We start from the raw sequence: 18,101 nt of genomic DNA on the forward strand, positions 1-18,101 counted from the left end.
TTCGAGCGGACCCGGATCGGCCCGTGTATTACTACTGTGCCGCCGCGCCTAGCGTGCAGGTCACCGCAGGCAATCAACCCGATGTCCAACTGCAAATTTTCAGAAACCTCAACCAACCGGACGATCTTTACTACGCCACGCTGTCGTTGCAGACCCAGCTGGCCAGTTCGCCCGACGCGGCGCAACGCGCCGCCGACGCCAGCCCGGATATACCGCGCGATGCGATCTTATTGCCGCTGCAGGCGATCGCCTGCAGCGCGACGCTGAATATCCCCGATCTTATCCCCGGGCAGACCAGCAAAACCTCGCTGAGCGACCAGCAATATTGCTACCTGTCCGCCAAACTGGACGACGACGACGATATCCTGCTGCTGGCAAGCCTGATGCGCACGCCGGCCTCGACGCCGATCGCCGTCAGTTACAAAATCGACTACCTGCAGCAACTGCCGCCGGCCACCTTCGAGCTGGAAGCCAACTGGGACCAGGTTTACCGTTACCTGCAGCGCTCGATAGGCTTTAACCTGCTGATCTTTAGCGTCGGTATCGAGCAGACATCCGCCCAGTTGATCAGCGAGAAAATCGTCACCGTCAAAGTCAGGGACACCGATCCCGACGGCCATATGGCGCAGGCGGCCGCCGAACTGACGCAGATCCTCACCAGCCAGTTCTTCACGCCGGTTATCGCCAACGAACCGCAGCAGACAAGCCCCAAAGCCGGCTTTTATCTGCAACAGGTCTCGGTTGAAAACATCGATCAACGCCGCCTGAGCGGCAAGATCAGCGAAACCACCGTCGTGCAGCGTTCGCTCTATCCGCAGGCCCTGTTCGCCCAGTTGGTCAACGGCACGGACTATCAGGCCGATCGCGCGATCGTCAAACGCGATCTGCAGGATGACTTTTTCGCCTATCGCGAGGTGCGGGTCAGCCTGCTGTCGGATGCGCTTGACGCCAATATCCTGCTGGTGACGGCCCGGTTGCGCTATGGCTCAAACAGCCGACAGCTGAAATTTACCCGCGACGACTTCGGGCCCAAACCGTTTAAGGAACCCAGCCTGATCGACCCGAAAACGGGAAAAATGCTGTGGCCGGTCGAGTATGACTTCACCGTGTACTTCAACCAGTCGATAGGCGGCGTGACTTCGGTCAGCTCCGGCAGCCTGCAAACGGAGATGAGCGAGGTCTTTCTGGACGTCGAGTCGCTCTACGGCCGCTATGATTTCGCGATCGAAGCGGCGCAACAGTTTGACTGGCAGCGCTATCAATCCGTGCTGGTCACGCTGCGCTATCGCCACCGGCAACAGCCGAACAGCAGCGTGTCGCGCAGCTTCCAACTTGACCAGACCAGTCCGCGAGCCCACTACCCGGTCATGCTGCCGGAGCCGGACGAATACCAATTCGACGTCGACAAAACCTACAGCGCCGCCGTCAACTCACCGCATATCTCCGCCGAGCTGCAAGAACCGACCGGTCAGGACGTCTACCTGTTCTCGACCCTGTATCGCCAGCGCGTGCTGACGCTGTCGGCCGACATGGACTGGCGCCGGGTGGAAATGGTCATCGTTTCCGCCAGCTACGCCTGCACGCCGGCGGAAACGCTGCAGCAGGTGTTTCAATTTACCGAATCCGATGCCGCCCCGCGCTGTTTCAGCGCCGATCAGCTTGATCCGGAGCAGATGATCGTCTGTCTGGATATCTGGTTTACCTATCAACCCGGCGAAGGCGGCGATCGGCCCGAAAACGTGCAGTGCTCGACCGACGCCAACGCTCTCGATCTCGCCACCCTCAGTTAACTAAGGAAACGCCATGTTATTACTCAGAGCCAAAACCGCCACCATCAACAACATCACCTTCTTCGCCGACGATTCAGACGATAACCAGTTCTGGTATCTGCCCGGTGATATCCACATTGCGCAGAAGTCGGGCGAACCGGTGTTTTCGCTGATCAAATACACCGGCGACGCCAGCGATCCGCAAGGGGGATACATCAACTTCGAGGTCAATACGGCGATCGACGAAGCGGTGTTGAACCGTGCCTTCAACGACTATCTGCGCAAACTGAACGTTGATCCCAAGAATGCCCGCAAGGCCCAGGTGCCGTATGATAAAGGCACGGTGAACTTCTTCGTGCTCGACGCGGGTGCCACCAACGGTGAGCTGATCAGCGCCCCTTGCCCCAGCCTGTTCGGCAACAACAGCGCCATTTTCAGTGCCAAGCTGACGCCGTCCCAGGCGGTGATCCTCGAAGCCGCGTTCACCCAGGCCAAGGCGCCGGCCGCCGTCGCCTATAACCTCAGCTTCACCGGCATCACGCCGGCGCTGAAGGTCGAAGTGACCGCACAGTTCGAAAGCATCTACAAAGAATTCGATCTGAAATTCGGCGCCAACATTCCCATTCCGGTTGAGACGCCGGCCAGCTTCTGGCTGGGCTTCGACAGCGTCATCAAAAAACTGCAGCAGGATCAGAAACTGGTGATCAAGGTCACCGAAAGCATGCCGGGCGACGAAGAGGCCAAAGAGAAAGAGTGGGCACTGCAGTTCGTCAAGGAAGAGATCCTGAAAAGCTTTTTCAGCGCCACGCTCAAACCTAACGACGACAGCAACCCGCAGGCGAAATCCGCCAGCGACGCCATTCTGGATTCGCTGATCGCCAGCGACAAGAAAGAAGGCGAAGAAGCCGGCAAAGGCGGCCTGTTCCCCAGCGCTTCGCTGGAGATCAAGCTGGTGCGGATCGAGGAAACCAAAAGCCTGAACTTCAACTACACCTCGTCGAAAGCCCTCAGCCAGTCCGCCGTGCCGCAAAACTTCATCGGCAGCGATATCCTGCACGCCCAGAAAACCGCGCCCTACTTTATTCAGGTCAACGTCAACGATCCGTTCTTCCAACAGCTGGATTTGACCGTGCTCGGGCCGGACAGCTTCGAGGAGTACGGTATCAAGGCCGCCACCTTCAACATCCGTTACAACAACCAGGTTTATACCGGCGCGCCTTTCACCAACGATGACGGGACATGGACCAAACGCATTGCCCGCAGCAGCGATAAGAACGAGCTGTTCCATATCACCAGCGAATTCGCGTTCAAATCCGCAGCCTCCTCGGGCTGGGAAGGCAGCAGCAGCTATCAGCCGCAGTCCAAATCGGCCTCGACCCTGCTGAACATGGATCCCGGCTCGGTGCTGTCTTTCAACGAGATCAGTATCTTCCTCGACCGCAAATTCTCGTGGGAAAACTGTAACCAGGTCATGGTGGAGCTGAGCTATCAGGACGACAAAGGAAGCCGCAAGACCAAGAAATATACCTTTACGCAAGGCGCGCACGAGAGCCAAACGTTCAAATACCGCTGTCTGACGGAGAAGCCCTGGGCGGTCAATTACACACTGATCTACTTCCTGGTTGGCGGGGAAACCGTCGAACGCAGCGGCAGCGAAAACCCGCCGGCGATCGTCATCCCCAACCTGGTTTAGGTGAGCACCATGATCGATCGCAACGCAGTGTTACCCTCGGCATGGAACGCCCTGGTCAACGCCCTGTGCAAGGAAGCGCCCTATTTGCAAAACACGCTGGCCCCGGACGTCGCCCGCTTCAGCCGGACGAAGGCGACGCCCGGCGGTTTGTCCGTCGCGTTTACCACCAGCCTGCTCGGTTATAACGGCAGCCCGCTGGAGTTCACCGTGTCGTCGGCCAAACCGCAGGGGCTCGCCTGCACGCTGGATCCCTTTTTACCGCGCTATGCGCAGCGCCGCAGCGCCGGCGCCTTTGCCCGACACTGTGAGGCGATCACCGCGGCCCCGCTCGCCGATCCCGCCAACAGCCTGGAGGCGGTGCGACGTATGCAATGTGCAAGCATTCAGCCGCTGCGTTTCGGTGCCTGGCTGGGGCGAAAATACGCCCCGGACGCGATCAAAACCAAGGTCTACGTTGAAACCCCCGCGGACATGGCGGCCGCACCCGATGGCTTGCAAGGGCCGCTCACCGCCGAGGCCCGCAGCGCGGCGGGATTGACGCTGCTGATGGTGGGGTATTACCCGGAATCTGCCAACTCTCCGCGCGAATATTACTACCAGTGGCACAGTGCGCGGATCACGCGTGACGATATCCTCGCCGTCATGCGGCTGTTCGAGGGAGAAAGCCGTTTTTCCGCCCTGATGCCGCTGCTGGACCGCGCGCTGCGGCAGCAGGACAGGCGGGACTTCCCCCCGACCACCTACGGATTCAGTCTGGGATACGCGCCGGACGGCAATCTGGAGAGTTTTACGCTGTTCGCCATGGCGGCAAGTTTTTTCGGCGATAACCGCCGCGTTTTCGACGGCATCACCGCGCTGCTGGCACCCGATGGCCAAGCCATGCCGCTGCTTAACCGCGCGGTGAGCGAACAGGTTCCGTTGCAGTACAACGTCGTCGGCTTTTCCTGCGATCGCCAGGGCAATCACAGCGTCAGCTGCACGTTCAGCCCGCAAAACGCGCATTTCGAAATCCTGCCATGCAAAGCGCGCGAAACGGCACCGCTTGTGCCATTGCCGTTGGCGGAGCTGTTGGCGCAGCAGTGTGCCAGCGGCGCCTTTCCCTCTCATGTCAGAACGCCGGATGGCCGCTGGCACAAGGATGAAAATGCTTTTGTCACCGCCCAGGTGCTGCGCACGCTGGATTATACCGCCCAGACCGCGCCCCATATCGAGCTGGCGCTCGACTTTTTGCTCGGTTGCGAGAGCCACCCGCACCACTTCCATTTTTGGCCTGCCGGCAAGCACCCCGCCTGGATGGCGGGCCAGCGGATCGACGCTGACATCGACGATACCGCCATTATCACTGAGCTCTTGTATCGATTTCATCGGCGCTCGTTGGCGCAAGCCAGACAGACGCTGGCGCAGATGCAGGCTTATCAGGTACAGCGCGTCGAACGGCGGCTGAAGACGACGCCCTATCCCTGGGCCGAGTGTTACGCCTTTCACACCTGGATGAAAGACGACGGCGACATCACGCAACTGGACTGCTGCGTGAATACCAACGCGCTGATTTTAATCCATGCGTTGACCGCCGCTCACGGCAGCCTGCCGCCGGCCTATCCGCGCATTATCCAAATGCTGAATCAGGCGGTGAACTGGAGCGACGGCGATTACAACCGCCTCAACGCGTTAACGCCCTATTATGCCCACCCGCATGAGTGGCTGAGTACGCTGGAATACGCCAGGCGGCAAGGGGTGCCGCAGCTTGCACCGGCGATCGATGCGCTGGCCGCCTGGCGCTTGCCGGCGACCAACGACGAAAGCCCGCTCTATCGCCGTCACGACGGTCATTTTCTTTGGACTTCCGCCTGCCTGAACCAGTTCAGACATCTGGCACGCCTTTCTTCCCTGGAGGATCGCTATGAACATCTTTCTCAATGATCTGGTGACGCTGAACAAGGTCATTTTGGACAACGCGCGCGAACAGTTTCCCGACGCCGAAGCCCCCCGTCTGCGCTACCGCGCCGCTCCCGCGCCGGTGGCCGACGAACTGCAGGCCGATGTTTGTACCGAAGTCGTCTCGGGAGAGACGCGCTATCGCATCGCCACCAGCAGTGACGGTACGCGCTGGCATATGACGGTGGATTTCGCGCTCAGCCGCGCCGTTCAGCAGGTGCCCTACGTGGTGCTGACCTTCAGCACTTTCGGCAAGGTTGAAGAAATGATCTTCGAACAGGTTTTGCTGGACGTCCCGCCGACCCGCTACCGCGCCCAGCTCGACCTGGACCGCCTGGAACAGCGTGACGCGCTGCTGCGAGCGCTGTCGGATTATGACTCGCAAACCACGCTGGTGGTCGCCATCGTCACCGATAACGGGCTCCTCAACACCATCACCTCGCCGAAAGTCTTCTACTTCGCCGAGAACTACTATCCCTATATCTATCAGGGCATCCTGCCGCCGCCACCGCGCCTGCAGCTGATCCTCACGCCGCTGGCCTTCGGGCATCTGTGGTACAACTACTATCAGGACTATGTACGAAAAAACTATCTTTATTACCTGCCGGATACTTTCCTGCTGGCGACCAACGCCGCCGACGACGACAAACCGATGCTGTCTATCTCGTTTTCTGCAGCGCCGCACGCAACCTCGCTCAACGATGTCGAGGTGACGTTCGACTATTTCCTGTCACCCAAGGTCAATCAGGCGCGCATCGGCGACGCCACCGCACAGTTCACGCAGATGCAACCGGACGGCAAGCTGGCACCGTTCGCCAACGCGGACACCCTGACGCTGCTGCTGGGGCTGCCGGACGGCAAAACGGAGGAAAAAAACGCGCTGATCAATCTGCAGAGCGGTATCGTGGATTCATTCACGCTGCCCGCCAGCCAATTTGGATTGATTTGGGATGCCTTCTTCGATCGGTCGCCGCAAAACCTGCTGCTCAAGGGGTATCTGGCGGTGCAATTCACCGGCTTCAACCCGGATAATCTGCCCGTGGCGCTGGCGCTGGACGCCAAATACCAGAACAGGCTGCCGGATTTCATCAAGCAATCCGCACCGGCGGACATCAATAAGACCGTGGAATTCCGCAGCGATGCCGGCGCCTACGATCCCGCCGGGCCGCGGCCGATCAAGCGCATGCTGGTCAGCATCGACAATCAGACCATTGAGCTGGACAAGGAGCACCCCGTTCAATCGGTTAACGTGAAGATTTCCGTGCTGGAACTGATCCTGCATCCGGACAAGAAGCTGGTGTATCACTACGATTTGCAGATTATCTACGTCGACGGCGGCAAAAAGTCCTCCTACGACAATACGTCCAGCTTCGAGATTATTTACGTCCCCTGAACGGGGAGAGAATGGCGGCGCGGCCGGGCGGCATCCAGCCCGACGCGCCGGAACAGAGGATCAGCGTTTTTTCTTTTTGTTGAAATCCAGCTCGAAGGCGAACACCGCGCTCTGGATTTTGCGCTCCATCGCCAGCCCCAGCTTGAGGAAGCGGCATGACAGGCGCGAGAAGTGTACCACCTGATCGTTGTCGTCAGTTTCCTGATCGTCGTTGACCACCACCAGCTCCATGTTGACCTTGAAGCTGCCGTAGCTGCCCAGATCCAGCAGCGCTTTCTTGAACTGCAAACCCGGCTGGAAGAATTCCGGCAGCGGGCCGTCGAAGCGCAAACCGACGCCGCCGGCGGACAGATCGTGGATCCGCAGCTCATAAGGCGTACCGTCCGGGTATTCGCCGGTGCAGAAGAATTGACGCCAGTGCGGCGTGGTGATGCGGAACTGGCGACGGCGCTGAATGTAAACCAGCTCCTGCGGCAGACGGGTCGAGCAGGCCTGGACGCCCTGATGTTCGGTCAGCTCCGCCTGGCCGACGGAAAACTCGATTTTGGCGTCGTTGCTTTCAATCACGATGGTGCAGGCGCCGTCGATGGCGCTCGCGGCTTCCTCACCGCTAAACACGATATTGTCCGGCCCGACGCTCAATAACAGACTTTGAAACCGGTGCTGCTGATTTTCTACGCGCAGCGGCGTGCGTTGTTTGCAAATTTCACGCAGAATCGCCAGAACTTCAAAACGCTCCCGTTTGATAAACAGTCCGTTATCGCTGTGCTCCACACGTCTCTCCTGACTTTTTTTTCTAATGACGTCTTACGTATTCCTTACGGTTATCATCTCTGGGAATATTCCTAAAGTCAAATTTGCCAGCGTTGCCAGGCCTGCGGCAACAGGCGCGCGAAACGTTTCGCCCACGCCTGCTGCCCGCGTTCGTCGGCGATCAGATCCTGGCGAATTTCGATGCCGACATAAGGCAAACCGCGGCGTTCCGCATGAACCGGCAACGTATAGTCGGTGGCGTCCGTCATCGCATAAGGTTCGTTGATGCCCACCTGCAAATCCCCCTCTTCGCGCAGCAGCTCGGCCAGCAGATGGGCAAACTCCGGGTAGCGGTTAAACAACAGCCCCACCTGCCAGGGGCGCGATTCCCCCTTGAACACTGGCGTAAAGCTGTGCATGGCGATCACCGCCGTCGGCAGTTCACGCAGTTGACGTTGCCCTAAATGATCGTCAATGGCGTGGTGATACGGCAAAAACACCTCGCGCTCGCGCGCCAGCGCGTGTTCGGCGTCGATACCGATATTGCCGGGGATCGGCGTCAGCTCGGACAAGTGCGGGATCGAGCTGGCGATGCCGGGCGCCCGGTTGCAGTCGATCACCAACCGCGAATATCGCTGATGGATCAGCGTTGCGTCCAGCTGGCGGCTTAGATGGCGCGACACGCTCAGCGCGCCGATATCCCAGCCGATGTGGCGTTCGATCTCTCCGGGCGGTAAGCCGAGATCGCCGAGGGCTTGCGGTATCGCCTTGCCGGCGTGATCGCACAGCAGCAAAAATGGCGCTTTGCCATGCGGGATTTCAACGGCGGCGGCAGAGGGTTCATCGGCGGACAATAACGGCGGGATAAACGAGTGAGGCATGCAAGGCTCCGGCGGTGGAAAGCGAAACGTTTATCGTAGCGCTATCCCGTCGCCGGCCCCAAGGTCGTGCTTAGATCAAAAAGGCATGAGTCAGACTACAATCATGCCGTCTCGGCTGGCTGTGGCTGATGCACCGCAATATAACGCTGATAGCGCGACGGCTTGAGCCGCGTGGTGTCCACCAGCACCAGCCCATCGATGCAGTTGTTGAACGCCGGATCGGTGCCGAAGTCGATAAACTGCACCCCGCCCGGCTCGCACAGCTCGGTGTACTGTTTGTACAGCGTCGGGATCGAACAGCCGATGTTGCTGAGCAGGCTCTTCAGCCGCACCAGATCTTCCTGGTAGTTATCCCCGGCAAACTGCGCCAGCACCTGCGGTAGCGACGCAGGATAAGGCCGGCGCGACTGCGCTAAGGCATGATCCGGCGAGAAGTAGAGCCGATAGAAGGCGATCAGCAGATCGCGCGCCGCCAGCGGCATGCCGCCGGAGATCGATACCGGGCCGAACAGATAACGGTACTGCGGGTATTTCGACAGGTAGGCGCCGATGCCCAGCCACAAATAGTCCAGCCCGCGTTTGCCCCAATAGGCGGGCTGAATGAAGCTGCGCCCCAGCTCGATGCCCTGTGCCAGGATCGGTTCCATATCGCGGTCGTAGTGGAACAGGCTGTTGCTGTAGATGCTTTCCAGCCCTTTGCGTTCGATTTGTTCGGCGGTAGGAATAAAGCGATAGGCGCCGACGATCTCCAACTCCTCCTCATCCCACAGCACCAGGTGATAATAGTCGTCGTCGTAGCTGTCCAGATCGCGGCGGCGGCCGGAGCCTTCCCCTACCGCACGGAAGGCGATCTCGCGCAGGCGACCCAGTTCGCGCAGGATCGGCGTGCGCGCTTCGTCGTGGCGGCGGTAGAGGTAGATGGTTTTACCGTCCGGCGTCACCCCCAAGCGTTCGCAGTTCGCCAGCGCTTTTTTCAGCTCCAAACGCTCTTCCGGCAGCGCGATCGGCGATTCGCTGGCGAACAGCCCCGGCTTGCCCTGGCCCAGGCGATACACATGGCGGCGAAAACGCTCCGCCAGATCCTTGGCGCTGGTGTGGCCGTCGTGCCAGTTGGCGAACGGCACGCGGCCGCCGATGCGGATCTTGATGCGCCCGCCCCGCTGCTGGAACATTTCGCGCACCAGCAACAGCGTCGACAGCGGCCGGTAGACCAGCGAGGTAAAGTAGAACAGGTTGCTGTTGCGCGCGCTGATATGAATAGGCACGATCGGCGCGCGCGCCTTGGCGGCCAGGCGCAGAAAGCCGGTATGCCAGTGGCCGTCGCGGATGCCCTTCGGGCTCATACGCGACACTTCGCCGGCCGGGAACAGGATCAGCGCGCCCTGATTGTCCAGCTGCTGCTGCATGCCTTCAATCTGCTTGCGGCTGGTTTTATAAGCGACGTTATCCACCGGCACGAACAGGTTGCGCAGCGGTTCGATGTAGGTCAGCAGCTGGCTGGCCACCACTTTCACATCCGGGCGCACCGCCGCGACGGCGCGCAGCAGCACCAGGCCGTCGAGCGAACCGATCGGGTGATTGGCCACGAGCACCACCGGCCCCTGACTCGGAATGTTTTCCAGATCGCCGTCCACCAGCTCGCAGCTGAGGTTGAAGTAGTCCACCACCTGCTCGATCAGATCGAGCCCTTTCAGGTGGGGATAGTCGGCGGCGAACTGTTTGAATTCTTTTTCGAAGAGAAGGGTTCTTAGCAGGCTGCGCTGCCAGGCAGGGGTATTGCGGTGTGGAAATGCATCTTGCAACAGAGAATCCAGGCTGAACATCGCGTTATCTCCTGACGTAGTCGCTGCAAACTTAAGCCAGAGCCGTGACTCTGACGTGTCAGTTACATGACAATAAAATGAATCCATCGACTATCAGGTATAGCAAAGTAATGGCGATTTGGGAGCGAAAGACGCATTTTCGCCCCCATTGCCCCCCCATTGCCCCTCACATCGGCGCCAGCAACGCTTCGATGCGGCGGTTCACCGCTTCTCGCAGGCGCAGCAGCGGCCCGGCCTGGTGCGGATATCGCTTGAAGGTGATGCGCATGCCCAGCTCGCGTTCGATCAGCGACTCCACCGTCGCCCGGTCGGTCAAACTCTCCAGCAGCTGAAGCGCGCGCATGTCCTGCAGCCCCTGGTGCAGCACCCGCAGGCGCAGCGACTCCACCGGCTGCAGATCCTCGCCCGGATAGACCACGAACGGATCGCCGGAGGGAAACGCATGGCCGCTGTCGGTCACCGCGTACGGATTGATGCGCTCGCGCGAATGGGCGCTGTTATAGAAGTTGAATCCCCAATGCAGGAAGCCGGCAATGCGGTATAGATACAGCTGCACGCCCAATATGCGGTTGCGCGCCGAAGGCTGGGCGAAGAACCGATTGGCGACCTCGGTTTTCTGCACGCAGCAGTAATAGGCCCACAGGCCGGGCACCCGGTGTTCGATAAAGGGATCGATATGGTCGGTCGCGGCGACCGGGGTTTCCACCAGGCCTTGCTGATAGAAAGCGAAATCCGACAGCGCGTCGAAGGTGCGGAAGCCGTCCAGCAGCGGCCGCAGCGCGGCGGCGGCGCGCCGGTAGGCCGCCAGGTTGTCCAGCGTCGGCTCATCGGAAACATGGAACCACACCTGCCGTTCCAGCCCCCGTTCGCGGAACCAGGCGGTCAATTCGGGCAGCAGCGCCTGCAGGAAACGCTGATACGGTTCGCCCTGCGCATCGGTGTGCCAGCCGAAAAGCGGTCGCGCCTCGCCCTGCTCCTCCACCACGATCTTCGGCGCATGCGCCGCGCCCCATTGGGTAAACAGCGGCGCGATTTCGAAGTGCTCGATGCCCTCTTCCTGCGCCAGCGCCACCCACTGCGCCAGGCGGCTGAAATCGAAGCCATACCCCTGCGCCGAACGCGTCACCCTCACCAGCTGCACCGTGGTGCGTTCGCCGCCGACGGCGGTATCCAGCGGCGGCGTAAACAGCGGCGTCAGCAGCATATTGACCCCGGCGCGCACCGCACAGCGCACAAAGTGGCGCACTGCGCGCCAGTAATCCGGGCTGAACACCGCCAGACGGTAGTAATCCGCCAGGCAGTCGGTGTGCAACCACTCGGTGTGCAACAGCGTTTGCGGCGGCAACGCCGCCGGCACCAGATGCAGCGTCAGCGTGGCCTCGGCCAGCGCCTCGCCGCTCTGGGCATCCAGCAGCCGCAGGGTCAACGGAAAGTCGCCGGCCAGTTGCGCGTCGGCCGGCGGCGTCAGGGTCAGCCACAGGCTGCCATAATAGCGGCAGGCGGCGAAAAAACGCCGTTGCGGCAGCGGCATCAGCGGATCGGGAAATAAGCCCGGCTCGGTCGTCAGGTAATTCTCGTCGGTCTCGCGATAACAGGGAAAACCGCTCGGCACCGATTGCACCTGGCGCACGCTGATATACTCCGCCAGCGGCCCGTCGAGTTGATAACACAGCTCATGGCGGGTTTCGTTGCCCGGCGTTTGCAAACAGTACACCGCCTGCCAGGAAAGCACCTCGTTATTTAACCCGCTCAGCCTTTCCTCCACGGAAATAGGCGGCACGCTGTGGCGATGAAATACTTTCTCCAGGCAATGAGTAAATACCAGAGACAGGCGCATGATGTTCGGCCCTCTTTATTTTTAATGAATAAACACGGTGAAATTCAGGCTAGCGCCTTTTATCGCCACAGACAATAGCCGGTAATAAAAATCGTTCCCATACCCTTCTTTGACTGCCGCGACCCGATTTTTTTGTTTATTTGCATCACAAAAATGAAAGAAGCTGATGCTTGCACAATAAAAATGTTTTTAATCCCCATTATGGTGCAAGGGTTATCAGTTATTCCTATGCCTGCGAGGGCCGCTAAATGCCGCGACAGCAGGGAGAAAACCCATTAGCAGGTTAACGGAATGTGAACAAACATACCTTTCACTTGGCCGTGAAAGCCTTTCGATTTTAACAACAGTGAAACATTCTCGCCCCATTTTTGGGCATCCGGGGGTGTATTGACACATTGAAAGTTAAGGGATAGAAAGAATTTACGTTGCGAAAAACGTTATTCGTCGCTCACCGAGGGGAAAGCAATGTCACCGATAAAAAATACCGGACGCCTGCTGGCGCACTCTATTCTTGCCAGCGCATTATTATTACCCACCCTGCTCCACGCTGCAGATAAAATAACATTGCGCTATGCCGTTTGGGACAGAAACCAATTACCTGCCGAACAGGAGATCGCCAAACGCTTTGAACAGGCCAATCCGGATATAAAAATAGAAATAGAATTAACGCCCTCTGCGCAATATTTCGTTAAATTGGATTCTGCCGCTGCCGGCGGCGTGGCGCCGGATATATTCTGGATCAATATGCCTTATTTTGTGCAATACGCCAAAAACGGCATTATGGAACCGCTGGCGCCTTATATTAAGGACAGCGGCCTTCAGCTGGACGACGTGGTCGCCAGTTCGGTAAAAGCCTACCAGTACGACGGCCAACAGATGGCCATTCCGCGCGACGTCGACTCCATCGCCGTGTGGTACAACAAAAAACTGTTCGATCAGGCCGGCGTCAGCTACCCCACCAGCGACTGGAGCTGGGACGATCTGAAAAACAAAGCCACCGCCCTGAAAAGCGGGCTGAAAGGCGCCGCCTTCCCGCTGGTGATGGATCTCAGCATCGACGGCCAGGACAGCTATATGAACCTGCTGTTCCAAAACGGCAATCACATCGTACCGAAAGACGGCCAACCCACCGACATCGCCAACGACAAATCCATCTGGGTCTACCAGCAGCTGCAGGGCATGATGAAAGACGGCCTGATGCCGAGCGCCCAGCAAATGAGCGAAGTCAAAACCGAGAACATCTTCCAGTCCAACCGCGCCGCGATGGTCTATGCCGGTTCCTGGCTGGCGGCGCCGTTCGCCAACAACCCGCTGATCAACGATCACATCGGCGTGGTAATGATGCCGAAAATTGAACGCCAGTCCGGCGTAGCGCACAGCCTGGCCTTCGCCATGTCGGCCAAAAGCGCCCACAAACAGGCCGCCTGGAAATATATCGCCTTCATGAGCAGCGAAGCCTCGCAGGCGGAGCTGGCCAAGGTGGTGATCCCGGCCAACAAGACGGCGGCCAAGGTCTGGGCGCAGCAGATCCAGAAAGTCGACGTCTCGCCTTATATCCAGACCCTTGAAGTGACCCAGGCTTACCCCACCGCCGGCACCAATACGCCGAAATGGCAGAACATGTGGATCGCCAGCCTGAAGAAAATCTTTATGGGCGCGGACGCCAAGCAGGAAATGGACAAGTCGGTCAAGAAGATCGCGCGCGTCATGGATCAGTAATCGCCCCGCCGCGGCGCGCTACCCCGAGTGTGCGCCGCGGTGGACCCACGCTGAAAGTGATAGGTGAGGAATGGCAACATGTCGCTGGCAGAAACGGCTACGGTCACCCTGAAATCATCCCGGCGCACCGCCCGCCCCGCGCTCAATCGGCTCGAACGCGCCGAACGCTTCTGGGGCTGGGTGATGATCCTGCCGCTGCTGTTGGGGGTCACGGTGTTTTACCTAATCCCCTTTTTGCAGAACATTTTTTACAGCTTTACCGATCTGAACCAGTTCATGCGCTGGAGCAGCATCAGCGTCGATAACTATCTCAACCTGTTCGAAGACGACGACTTCTACACCGCCGCCGCCAACACCCTGTTCTACGTGGTGGTGTGCGTACCGATCAGCCTGAGCCTGTCGCTGCTGTTGGCGATCGGCCTCAACCAGAACATCCGCGGCAAAGGCCTGCTGCGCACCCTGCTGTTCCTGCCGGCGGTCACCATGCCCGCGGCGGTGGCCATGGTGTGGCAATGGCTGTTCAACAAGGATTTCGGCCTGATCAACCAGGCGCTGGGCCTGCTGCACATTGCGCCGGTCGCCTGGCTGTCCGATCCGGACGTGGTGCGCATCAGCGTGTCCATCATCATCATCTGGTCGTCGCTGGCGCTGAAGATCATCATTTTGCTGGCCGGGCTGCAGAGTATTCCGCGCCAGCTGTACGAGGCGGCGGATATCGACGGCATCGGCACCCTGCGGCGCTTCTTCTGCATTACGCTGCCGATGATGGTGCCGACGCTGTTCTTCGTGTCGGTGATGAGCTTTATCGAGATCCTGCAAATCTTCGACGTGGTGTTCCTGATGTTCGACCGCGCGCTGGTGGAAAACGACGTGATGACCGTCACCAACCTGTTCTACAAGTACGCGTTTTACCTGCAGGAAAAAGGCTACGCCTCCGCCATCACCGTGGTGCTGTTCGCCGTCACGCTGGTGATCACCCTGATTCAAATGGCGATCGGCAAGCGCCTGAAAGTCAGCTGAGGAGCTGCACATGAACGCAAGCAAGAAAACGCTGGTGTACCTGTTTATGGGGCTGGCGGCGCTGGCCTCGGTCGTGCCCTTTATCTGGATGCTGGTGACCTCGCTGAAAACCCAGGCCGAGAGCATCCAGATCCCGCTGACGCTGCTGCCGGCGCACCCCAGCCTGCAGGCCTACGGCCGGGTGATGCACGAAATCCCGTTCGCCGGTTTTTATCTCAACTCGCTGCTGGCGACCTTCTTCACCGTCACCCTGCAGATGGCGATCGCCACCCTGGCCGCCTATGGCTTCTCGCGCCTGCATTTTCGCGGCCGCGACGCGGTGTTCCTGGTGTGCGTGTCGATCCTGATGGTGCCCGGCCAGGCGTTTCTGATCCCGCAATTTCTGGTGGTACAGAAGCTGGGGCTGGTCAACAGCATCACCGGGTTGGTGCTGCCGGGCATTTTCAGCGTCTACGCCACCTTCCTGCTGCGCCAGTTCTTTCTGGCGGTGCCGAAGGAGATGGAAGAAGCGGCCTTGATCGACGGCTACAGCTACTTCGCCATCTTCTGGCGCATCATGCTGCCGCTGATCCGGCCGGGCATTATCGCCTGCGTCATCATCAACGGCCTGTGGAGCTGGAACAACCTGATGTGGCCGCTGATCGTCAATACCACCACCGAGAAGCTGACGCTGCCGGTTGGCCTCGCCTCGCTCTCCAGCCGCGCCGGGGTGGAATACCCGTTGCTGATGGCCGGGGCGCTGATGGCGGTGATCCCGATGCTGATGCTGTTCATTATTTTCCAACGCTATTTCATCCAGGGCATCGCCAGCGCCGGGGTGAAAGGCTAACGCGCAGACAAGGTAAATGACATGGCCGGAATTCAGTTAAACAGCGTTAAAAAAGTCTACCCCAACGGTTTCCACGCGCTGCACGGCGTCAATCTGGACATTGAGGACGGGGAATTTATGGTGTTCGTCGGCCCGTCCGGCTGCGCCAAATCCACCCTGCTGCGGATGATCGCCGGGCTGGAGAGCGTTAGCGAGGGGCAGATCCTGATCCACGATCGCTGCGTCAACGACAGCATGCCGAAGGATCGCGGCGTCGCCATGGTGTTCCAGAACTATGCGCTGTACCCGCACATGACGGTGTACAAGAACATGGCGTTCGGCCTGATCGGCAAAGAGAGCAAGGCCGAGATCGACCGCCGGGTGCGCGACGCGGCGGAAAAGCTGGAGATCACCAACCTGCTGCAGCGCAAGCCGGGCCAGCTCTCGGGCGGCCAGTGCCAGCGGGTGGCGGTCGGCCGCGCCATCGTGCGCAAACCCAAAGTGTTCCTGTTCGATGAGCCGCTGTCCAACCTCGACGCCAAGCTGCGAGTGTCGATGCGCGTGCAGCTGATCGAACTGCACAATCAGCTGAAGCAGGAAGGCGCCGCCGCCACCATGGTGTACGTCACCCACGATCAGGTCGAAGCGATGACCATGGGCGATCGCATTTGCGTGATGAACCGCGGCGCCATCATGCAGGTGGATAAACCGATCAACCTGTACCACCACCCCGCCAACCGTTTCGTCGCCGAGTTTATCGGCAGCCCGTCGATGAACCTGCACGATCTGGCGATCGTGCGCGACGGCCAAACGGTGCGGCTGCGCATCGGCCTGCAGCACCCGCTCGAGCTGCCGCCGGCGCTGCAGCGGCAGTTGACGGACTATCCGCATGCGCGGGTGTGCCTCGGTATCCGGCCGGAGTCCCTGCGGCTGTGCGCGCCCGGCAGCGCCAACTGCTTCCCGGCGCAGATCGTCACCATCGAGCGCATGGGCAACGAAGAGCTGCTGCACTGTGAACTGGCCGACCTGCGCTTCGTGCTGCGCATGGCGTCGCTGCCGGACTGGGAGCCGCGCCTCGGCGAAAGCGTTCATCTGGCATTCGATCTGACGCGCGCGCATTTGTTCGACGAGCTCAGCGGCCAAAACCTCAAATAACAACAGCGGAGTATCAGCAATGTCGTCAACACAACCCAACAACGTTGCCCAGCGCCCGGTGCTGGTGCTGGTGGTCGGCGCCGGCGCGCGCGGTGAAATCTACTCGCGCTATGCGCTGGCGCACCCCGATTTGATGCAGGTGGTGGCGGTGGCGGAACCGCGCGACGCCTACCGCGAGCAGTTCGTGGCGCAGCACGCCATCGCGCCGGAAAACGTCTTCACCGACTGGCGCCAGGCCGCCGATGCCGGCAAGCTGGCCGACGCGGTGCTGATCTGCACTCAGGATCAGATGCACCTGGAACCGGCGCTGGCCTTCGCCCGCCAGGGCTACGCCATGCTGCTGGAAAAGCCGCTGTCGCCGGACGCCGACGAGTGCCGCGCCATCGTCGCCGAGGTGGTGCGCCAAAAGCTGATCTTCTCGGTCGGCCACGTGCTGCGCTACACCCGCTATACCCAAAAGCTCAAGCAGCTGCTGCGCGACGGCGCGATCGGCGACATCGTCAGCCTGCAACACCTGGAGCCGGTCGGCTACTGGCATCAGGCACACTCCTTCGTGCGCGGCAACTGGCGCAACGATCGGCAGGCCGCCTTTATGCTGCTGCAGAAATCCTGCCACGACATCGATTGGATCCGCTACGTGATGGAGCAGCCCTGCGAACAGGTCAGCTCCTTCGGCAACCTGCGCCACTTCCGCCGGGAAAACCAACCGGCCGGCGCGGCGGACAACTGCCTGGATTGCGCGGTGGAGGCGTCCTGCCCCTATTCCGCCAAACGCATCTATCTGGGCGACGACCACAAGGCCACGCCCGGCTTTCTGCGCGTGCTGACGCCAGAACCCGACCAGACGACGCTGCGGGCGGCGCTGCGCGACGGGCCCTACGGCCGCTGCGTTTACCGCTGCGACAATAACGTGGTCGATCATCAGGTGGTCAACATGCAGTTCGCCGGCGGCCGCACCGCGTCGTTCACCATGACGGCCTTTACCCGCCACGAAGATCGCCACACCCGCATCTTCGGCAGCCGCGGCTGCCTGGAGGGCGACGGCCGCCATATCCGCATCACCTCGTTCCTCGACGACGGCGAAACGCATTACGACACCGACGCCGGCCAGGATCTGCACGCCATGGCCGGCCACGGCGGCGGTGACTACTACCTGATGCAGCACTTTATCGCGGCCATTCGCACCAACGATCCGAGCCAGGTGTTGGCCGGCCCGGCGGAAGCGCTGGAGAGCCACCTGATGGTGTTCGCCGCCGAACGCTCGCGCCGCGAAGCCGCGGTGATCGCCCTGAACGGAGCCTGACCATGAGCACGA

At 60.2% G+C, this 18,101-nt stretch carries 13 protein-coding genes; 9 read left to right on the top strand and 4 right to left on the bottom strand.

Annotated features, from left to right (window positions below):
- Positions 1 to 23 precede the first annotated feature (23 nt).
- From QOL81_RS01135 to QOL81_RS01150, 4 genes are read left to right on the top strand one after another with little or no spacing between them, the layout of a single operon-like run.
- Positions 24 to 1,790 carry a hypothetical protein gene (locus tag QOL81_RS01135; protein WP_283439582.1) on the top strand — a complete coding sequence of 589 codons (1,767 nt, stop codon included), beginning with the start codon at positions 24 to 26 and terminating at the stop codon, positions 1,788 to 1,790.
- A 13-nt stretch (positions 1,791 to 1,803) separates the two neighbouring features.
- Positions 1,804 to 3,462, top strand: a complete 1,659-nt coding sequence (locus QOL81_RS01140; protein WP_060418681.1) for a hypothetical protein — start codon at positions 1,804 to 1,806, stop codon at positions 3,460 to 3,462.
- Positions 3,463 to 3,471: 9 nt separating this feature from the next.
- Entirely contained in the window at positions 3,472 to 5,382 is a 1,911-nt protein-coding gene (locus QOL81_RS01145) for a hypothetical protein (protein ID WP_283439583.1), read from the top strand.
- Entirely contained in the window at positions 5,363 to 6,790 is a 1,428-nt protein-coding gene (locus QOL81_RS01150; protein WP_141959338.1) for a hypothetical protein, read from the top strand. The genes QOL81_RS01145 and QOL81_RS01150 overlap by 20 nt, the downstream gene beginning before the upstream one ends.
- A gap of 60 nt (positions 6,791 to 6,850) precedes the next feature.
- Here QOL81_RS01150 and QOL81_RS01155 read toward each other — a convergent pair whose 3' ends face one another.
- The 4 genes from QOL81_RS01155 to QOL81_RS01170 all read right to left on the bottom strand — a co-directional run bounded on the left by QOL81_RS01155 (position 6,851) and on the right by QOL81_RS01170 (position 12,084).
- Positions 6,851 to 7,564, bottom strand: coding sequence for a flagellar brake protein (locus QOL81_RS01155; protein ID WP_049199733.1), 714 nt, complete (start codon positions 7,562 to 7,564; stop codon positions 6,851 to 6,853).
- Between the two features lie 77 nt (positions 7,565 to 7,641).
- Positions 7,642 to 8,424, bottom strand: coding sequence for an N-formylglutamate amidohydrolase (locus tag QOL81_RS01160; RefSeq protein ID WP_084827747.1), 783 nt, complete (start codon positions 8,422 to 8,424; stop codon positions 7,642 to 7,644).
- 101 nt (positions 8,425 to 8,525) lie between these two features.
- Positions 8,526 to 10,247: an ornithine lipid synthase OlsF gene (gene olsF / locus QOL81_RS01165; protein ID WP_283439584.1), complete on the bottom strand. Its 1,722-nt coding sequence runs from the start codon at positions 10,245 to 10,247 to the stop codon at positions 8,526 to 8,528.
- A 166-nt stretch (positions 10,248 to 10,413) separates the two neighbouring features.
- The gene (locus tag QOL81_RS01170; RefSeq protein ID WP_169318453.1) at positions 10,414 to 12,084 is read right to left on the bottom strand and encodes a DUF4091 domain-containing protein; all 1,671 of its coding nucleotides are present in this window, start codon (positions 12,082 to 12,084) and stop codon (positions 10,414 to 10,416) included.
- Between the two features lie 465 nt (positions 12,085 to 12,549).
- Between QOL81_RS01170 and QOL81_RS01175 the strand changes: the two genes are divergently transcribed.
- The 5 genes from QOL81_RS01175 (at position 12,550) to QOL81_RS01195 (ending at position 18,089) form a co-directional block, all read left to right on the top strand.
- The gene (locus QOL81_RS01175; RefSeq protein WP_197756961.1) at positions 12,550 to 13,803 is read left to right on the top strand and encodes an ABC transporter substrate-binding protein; all 1,254 of its coding nucleotides are present in this window, start codon (positions 12,550 to 12,552) and stop codon (positions 13,801 to 13,803) included.
- A gap of 78 nt (positions 13,804 to 13,881) precedes the next feature.
- Positions 13,882 to 14,823 (top strand): carbohydrate ABC transporter permease, encoded by a 942-nt coding sequence (locus QOL81_RS01180; RefSeq protein ID WP_047730640.1) that lies wholly within the window; start codon positions 13,882 to 13,884, stop codon positions 14,821 to 14,823.
- Positions 14,824 to 14,833: 10 nt separating this feature from the next.
- Entirely contained in the window at positions 14,834 to 15,652 is an 819-nt protein-coding gene (locus QOL81_RS01185; RefSeq protein ID WP_004938251.1) for a carbohydrate ABC transporter permease, read from the top strand.
- A gap of 21 nt (positions 15,653 to 15,673) precedes the next feature.
- Positions 15,674 to 16,786 carry an ABC transporter ATP-binding protein gene (locus tag QOL81_RS01190; RefSeq protein ID WP_060418668.1) on the top strand — a complete coding sequence of 371 codons (1,113 nt, stop codon included), beginning with the start codon at positions 15,674 to 15,676 and terminating at the stop codon, positions 16,784 to 16,786.
- Between the two features lie 19 nt (positions 16,787 to 16,805).
- Positions 16,806 to 18,089, top strand: coding sequence for a Gfo/Idh/MocA family protein (locus QOL81_RS01195; protein ID WP_283439585.1), 1,284 nt, complete (start codon positions 16,806 to 16,808; stop codon positions 18,087 to 18,089).
- Positions 18,090 to 18,101: the final 12 nt, after the last annotated feature.

Origin of the sequence: Serratia sp. CC22-02, from assembly GCF_900182895.1 — a bacterium.
GTDB lineage: Bacteria > Pseudomonadota > Gammaproteobacteria > Enterobacterales > Enterobacteriaceae > Serratia > Serratia nevei.

Excerpts from the sequence above, each read along its gene's own strand:
- QOL81_RS01140 (WP_060418681.1), top strand. The coding sequence starts at position 1,804 with ATGTTATTACTCAGAGCCAAAACCGCCACCATCAACAACATCACCTTC.
- QOL81_RS01145 (WP_283439583.1), top strand. The coding sequence starts at position 3,472 with ATGATCGATCGCAACGCAGTGTTACCCTCGGCATGGAACGCCCTGGTC.
- QOL81_RS01150 (WP_141959338.1), top strand. The coding sequence starts at position 5,363 with ATGAACATCTTTCTCAATGATCTGGTGACGCTGAACAAGGTCATTTTG.
- QOL81_RS01160 (WP_084827747.1), bottom strand. The coding sequence starts at position 8,424 with ATGCCTCACTCGTTTATCCCGCCGTTATTGTCCGCCGATGAACCCTCT.
- olsF (WP_283439584.1), bottom strand. The coding sequence starts at position 10,247 with ATGTTCAGCCTGGATTCTCTGTTGCAAGATGCATTTCCACACCGCAAT.
- QOL81_RS01170 (WP_169318453.1), bottom strand. The coding sequence starts at position 12,084 with ATGCGCCTGTCTCTGGTATTTACTCATTGCCTGGAGAAAGTATTTCAT.
- QOL81_RS01175 (WP_197756961.1), top strand. The coding sequence starts at position 12,550 with ATGTCACCGATAAAAAATACCGGACGCCTGCTGGCGCACTCTATTCTT.
- QOL81_RS01180 (WP_047730640.1), top strand. The coding sequence starts at position 13,882 with ATGTCGCTGGCAGAAACGGCTACGGTCACCCTGAAATCATCCCGGCGC.
- QOL81_RS01185 (WP_004938251.1), top strand. The coding sequence starts at position 14,834 with ATGAACGCAAGCAAGAAAACGCTGGTGTACCTGTTTATGGGGCTGGCG.
- QOL81_RS01190 (WP_060418668.1), top strand. The coding sequence starts at position 15,674 with ATGGCCGGAATTCAGTTAAACAGCGTTAAAAAAGTCTACCCCAACGGT.
- QOL81_RS01195 (WP_283439585.1), top strand. The coding sequence starts at position 16,806 with ATGTCGTCAACACAACCCAACAACGTTGCCCAGCGCCCGGTGCTGGTG.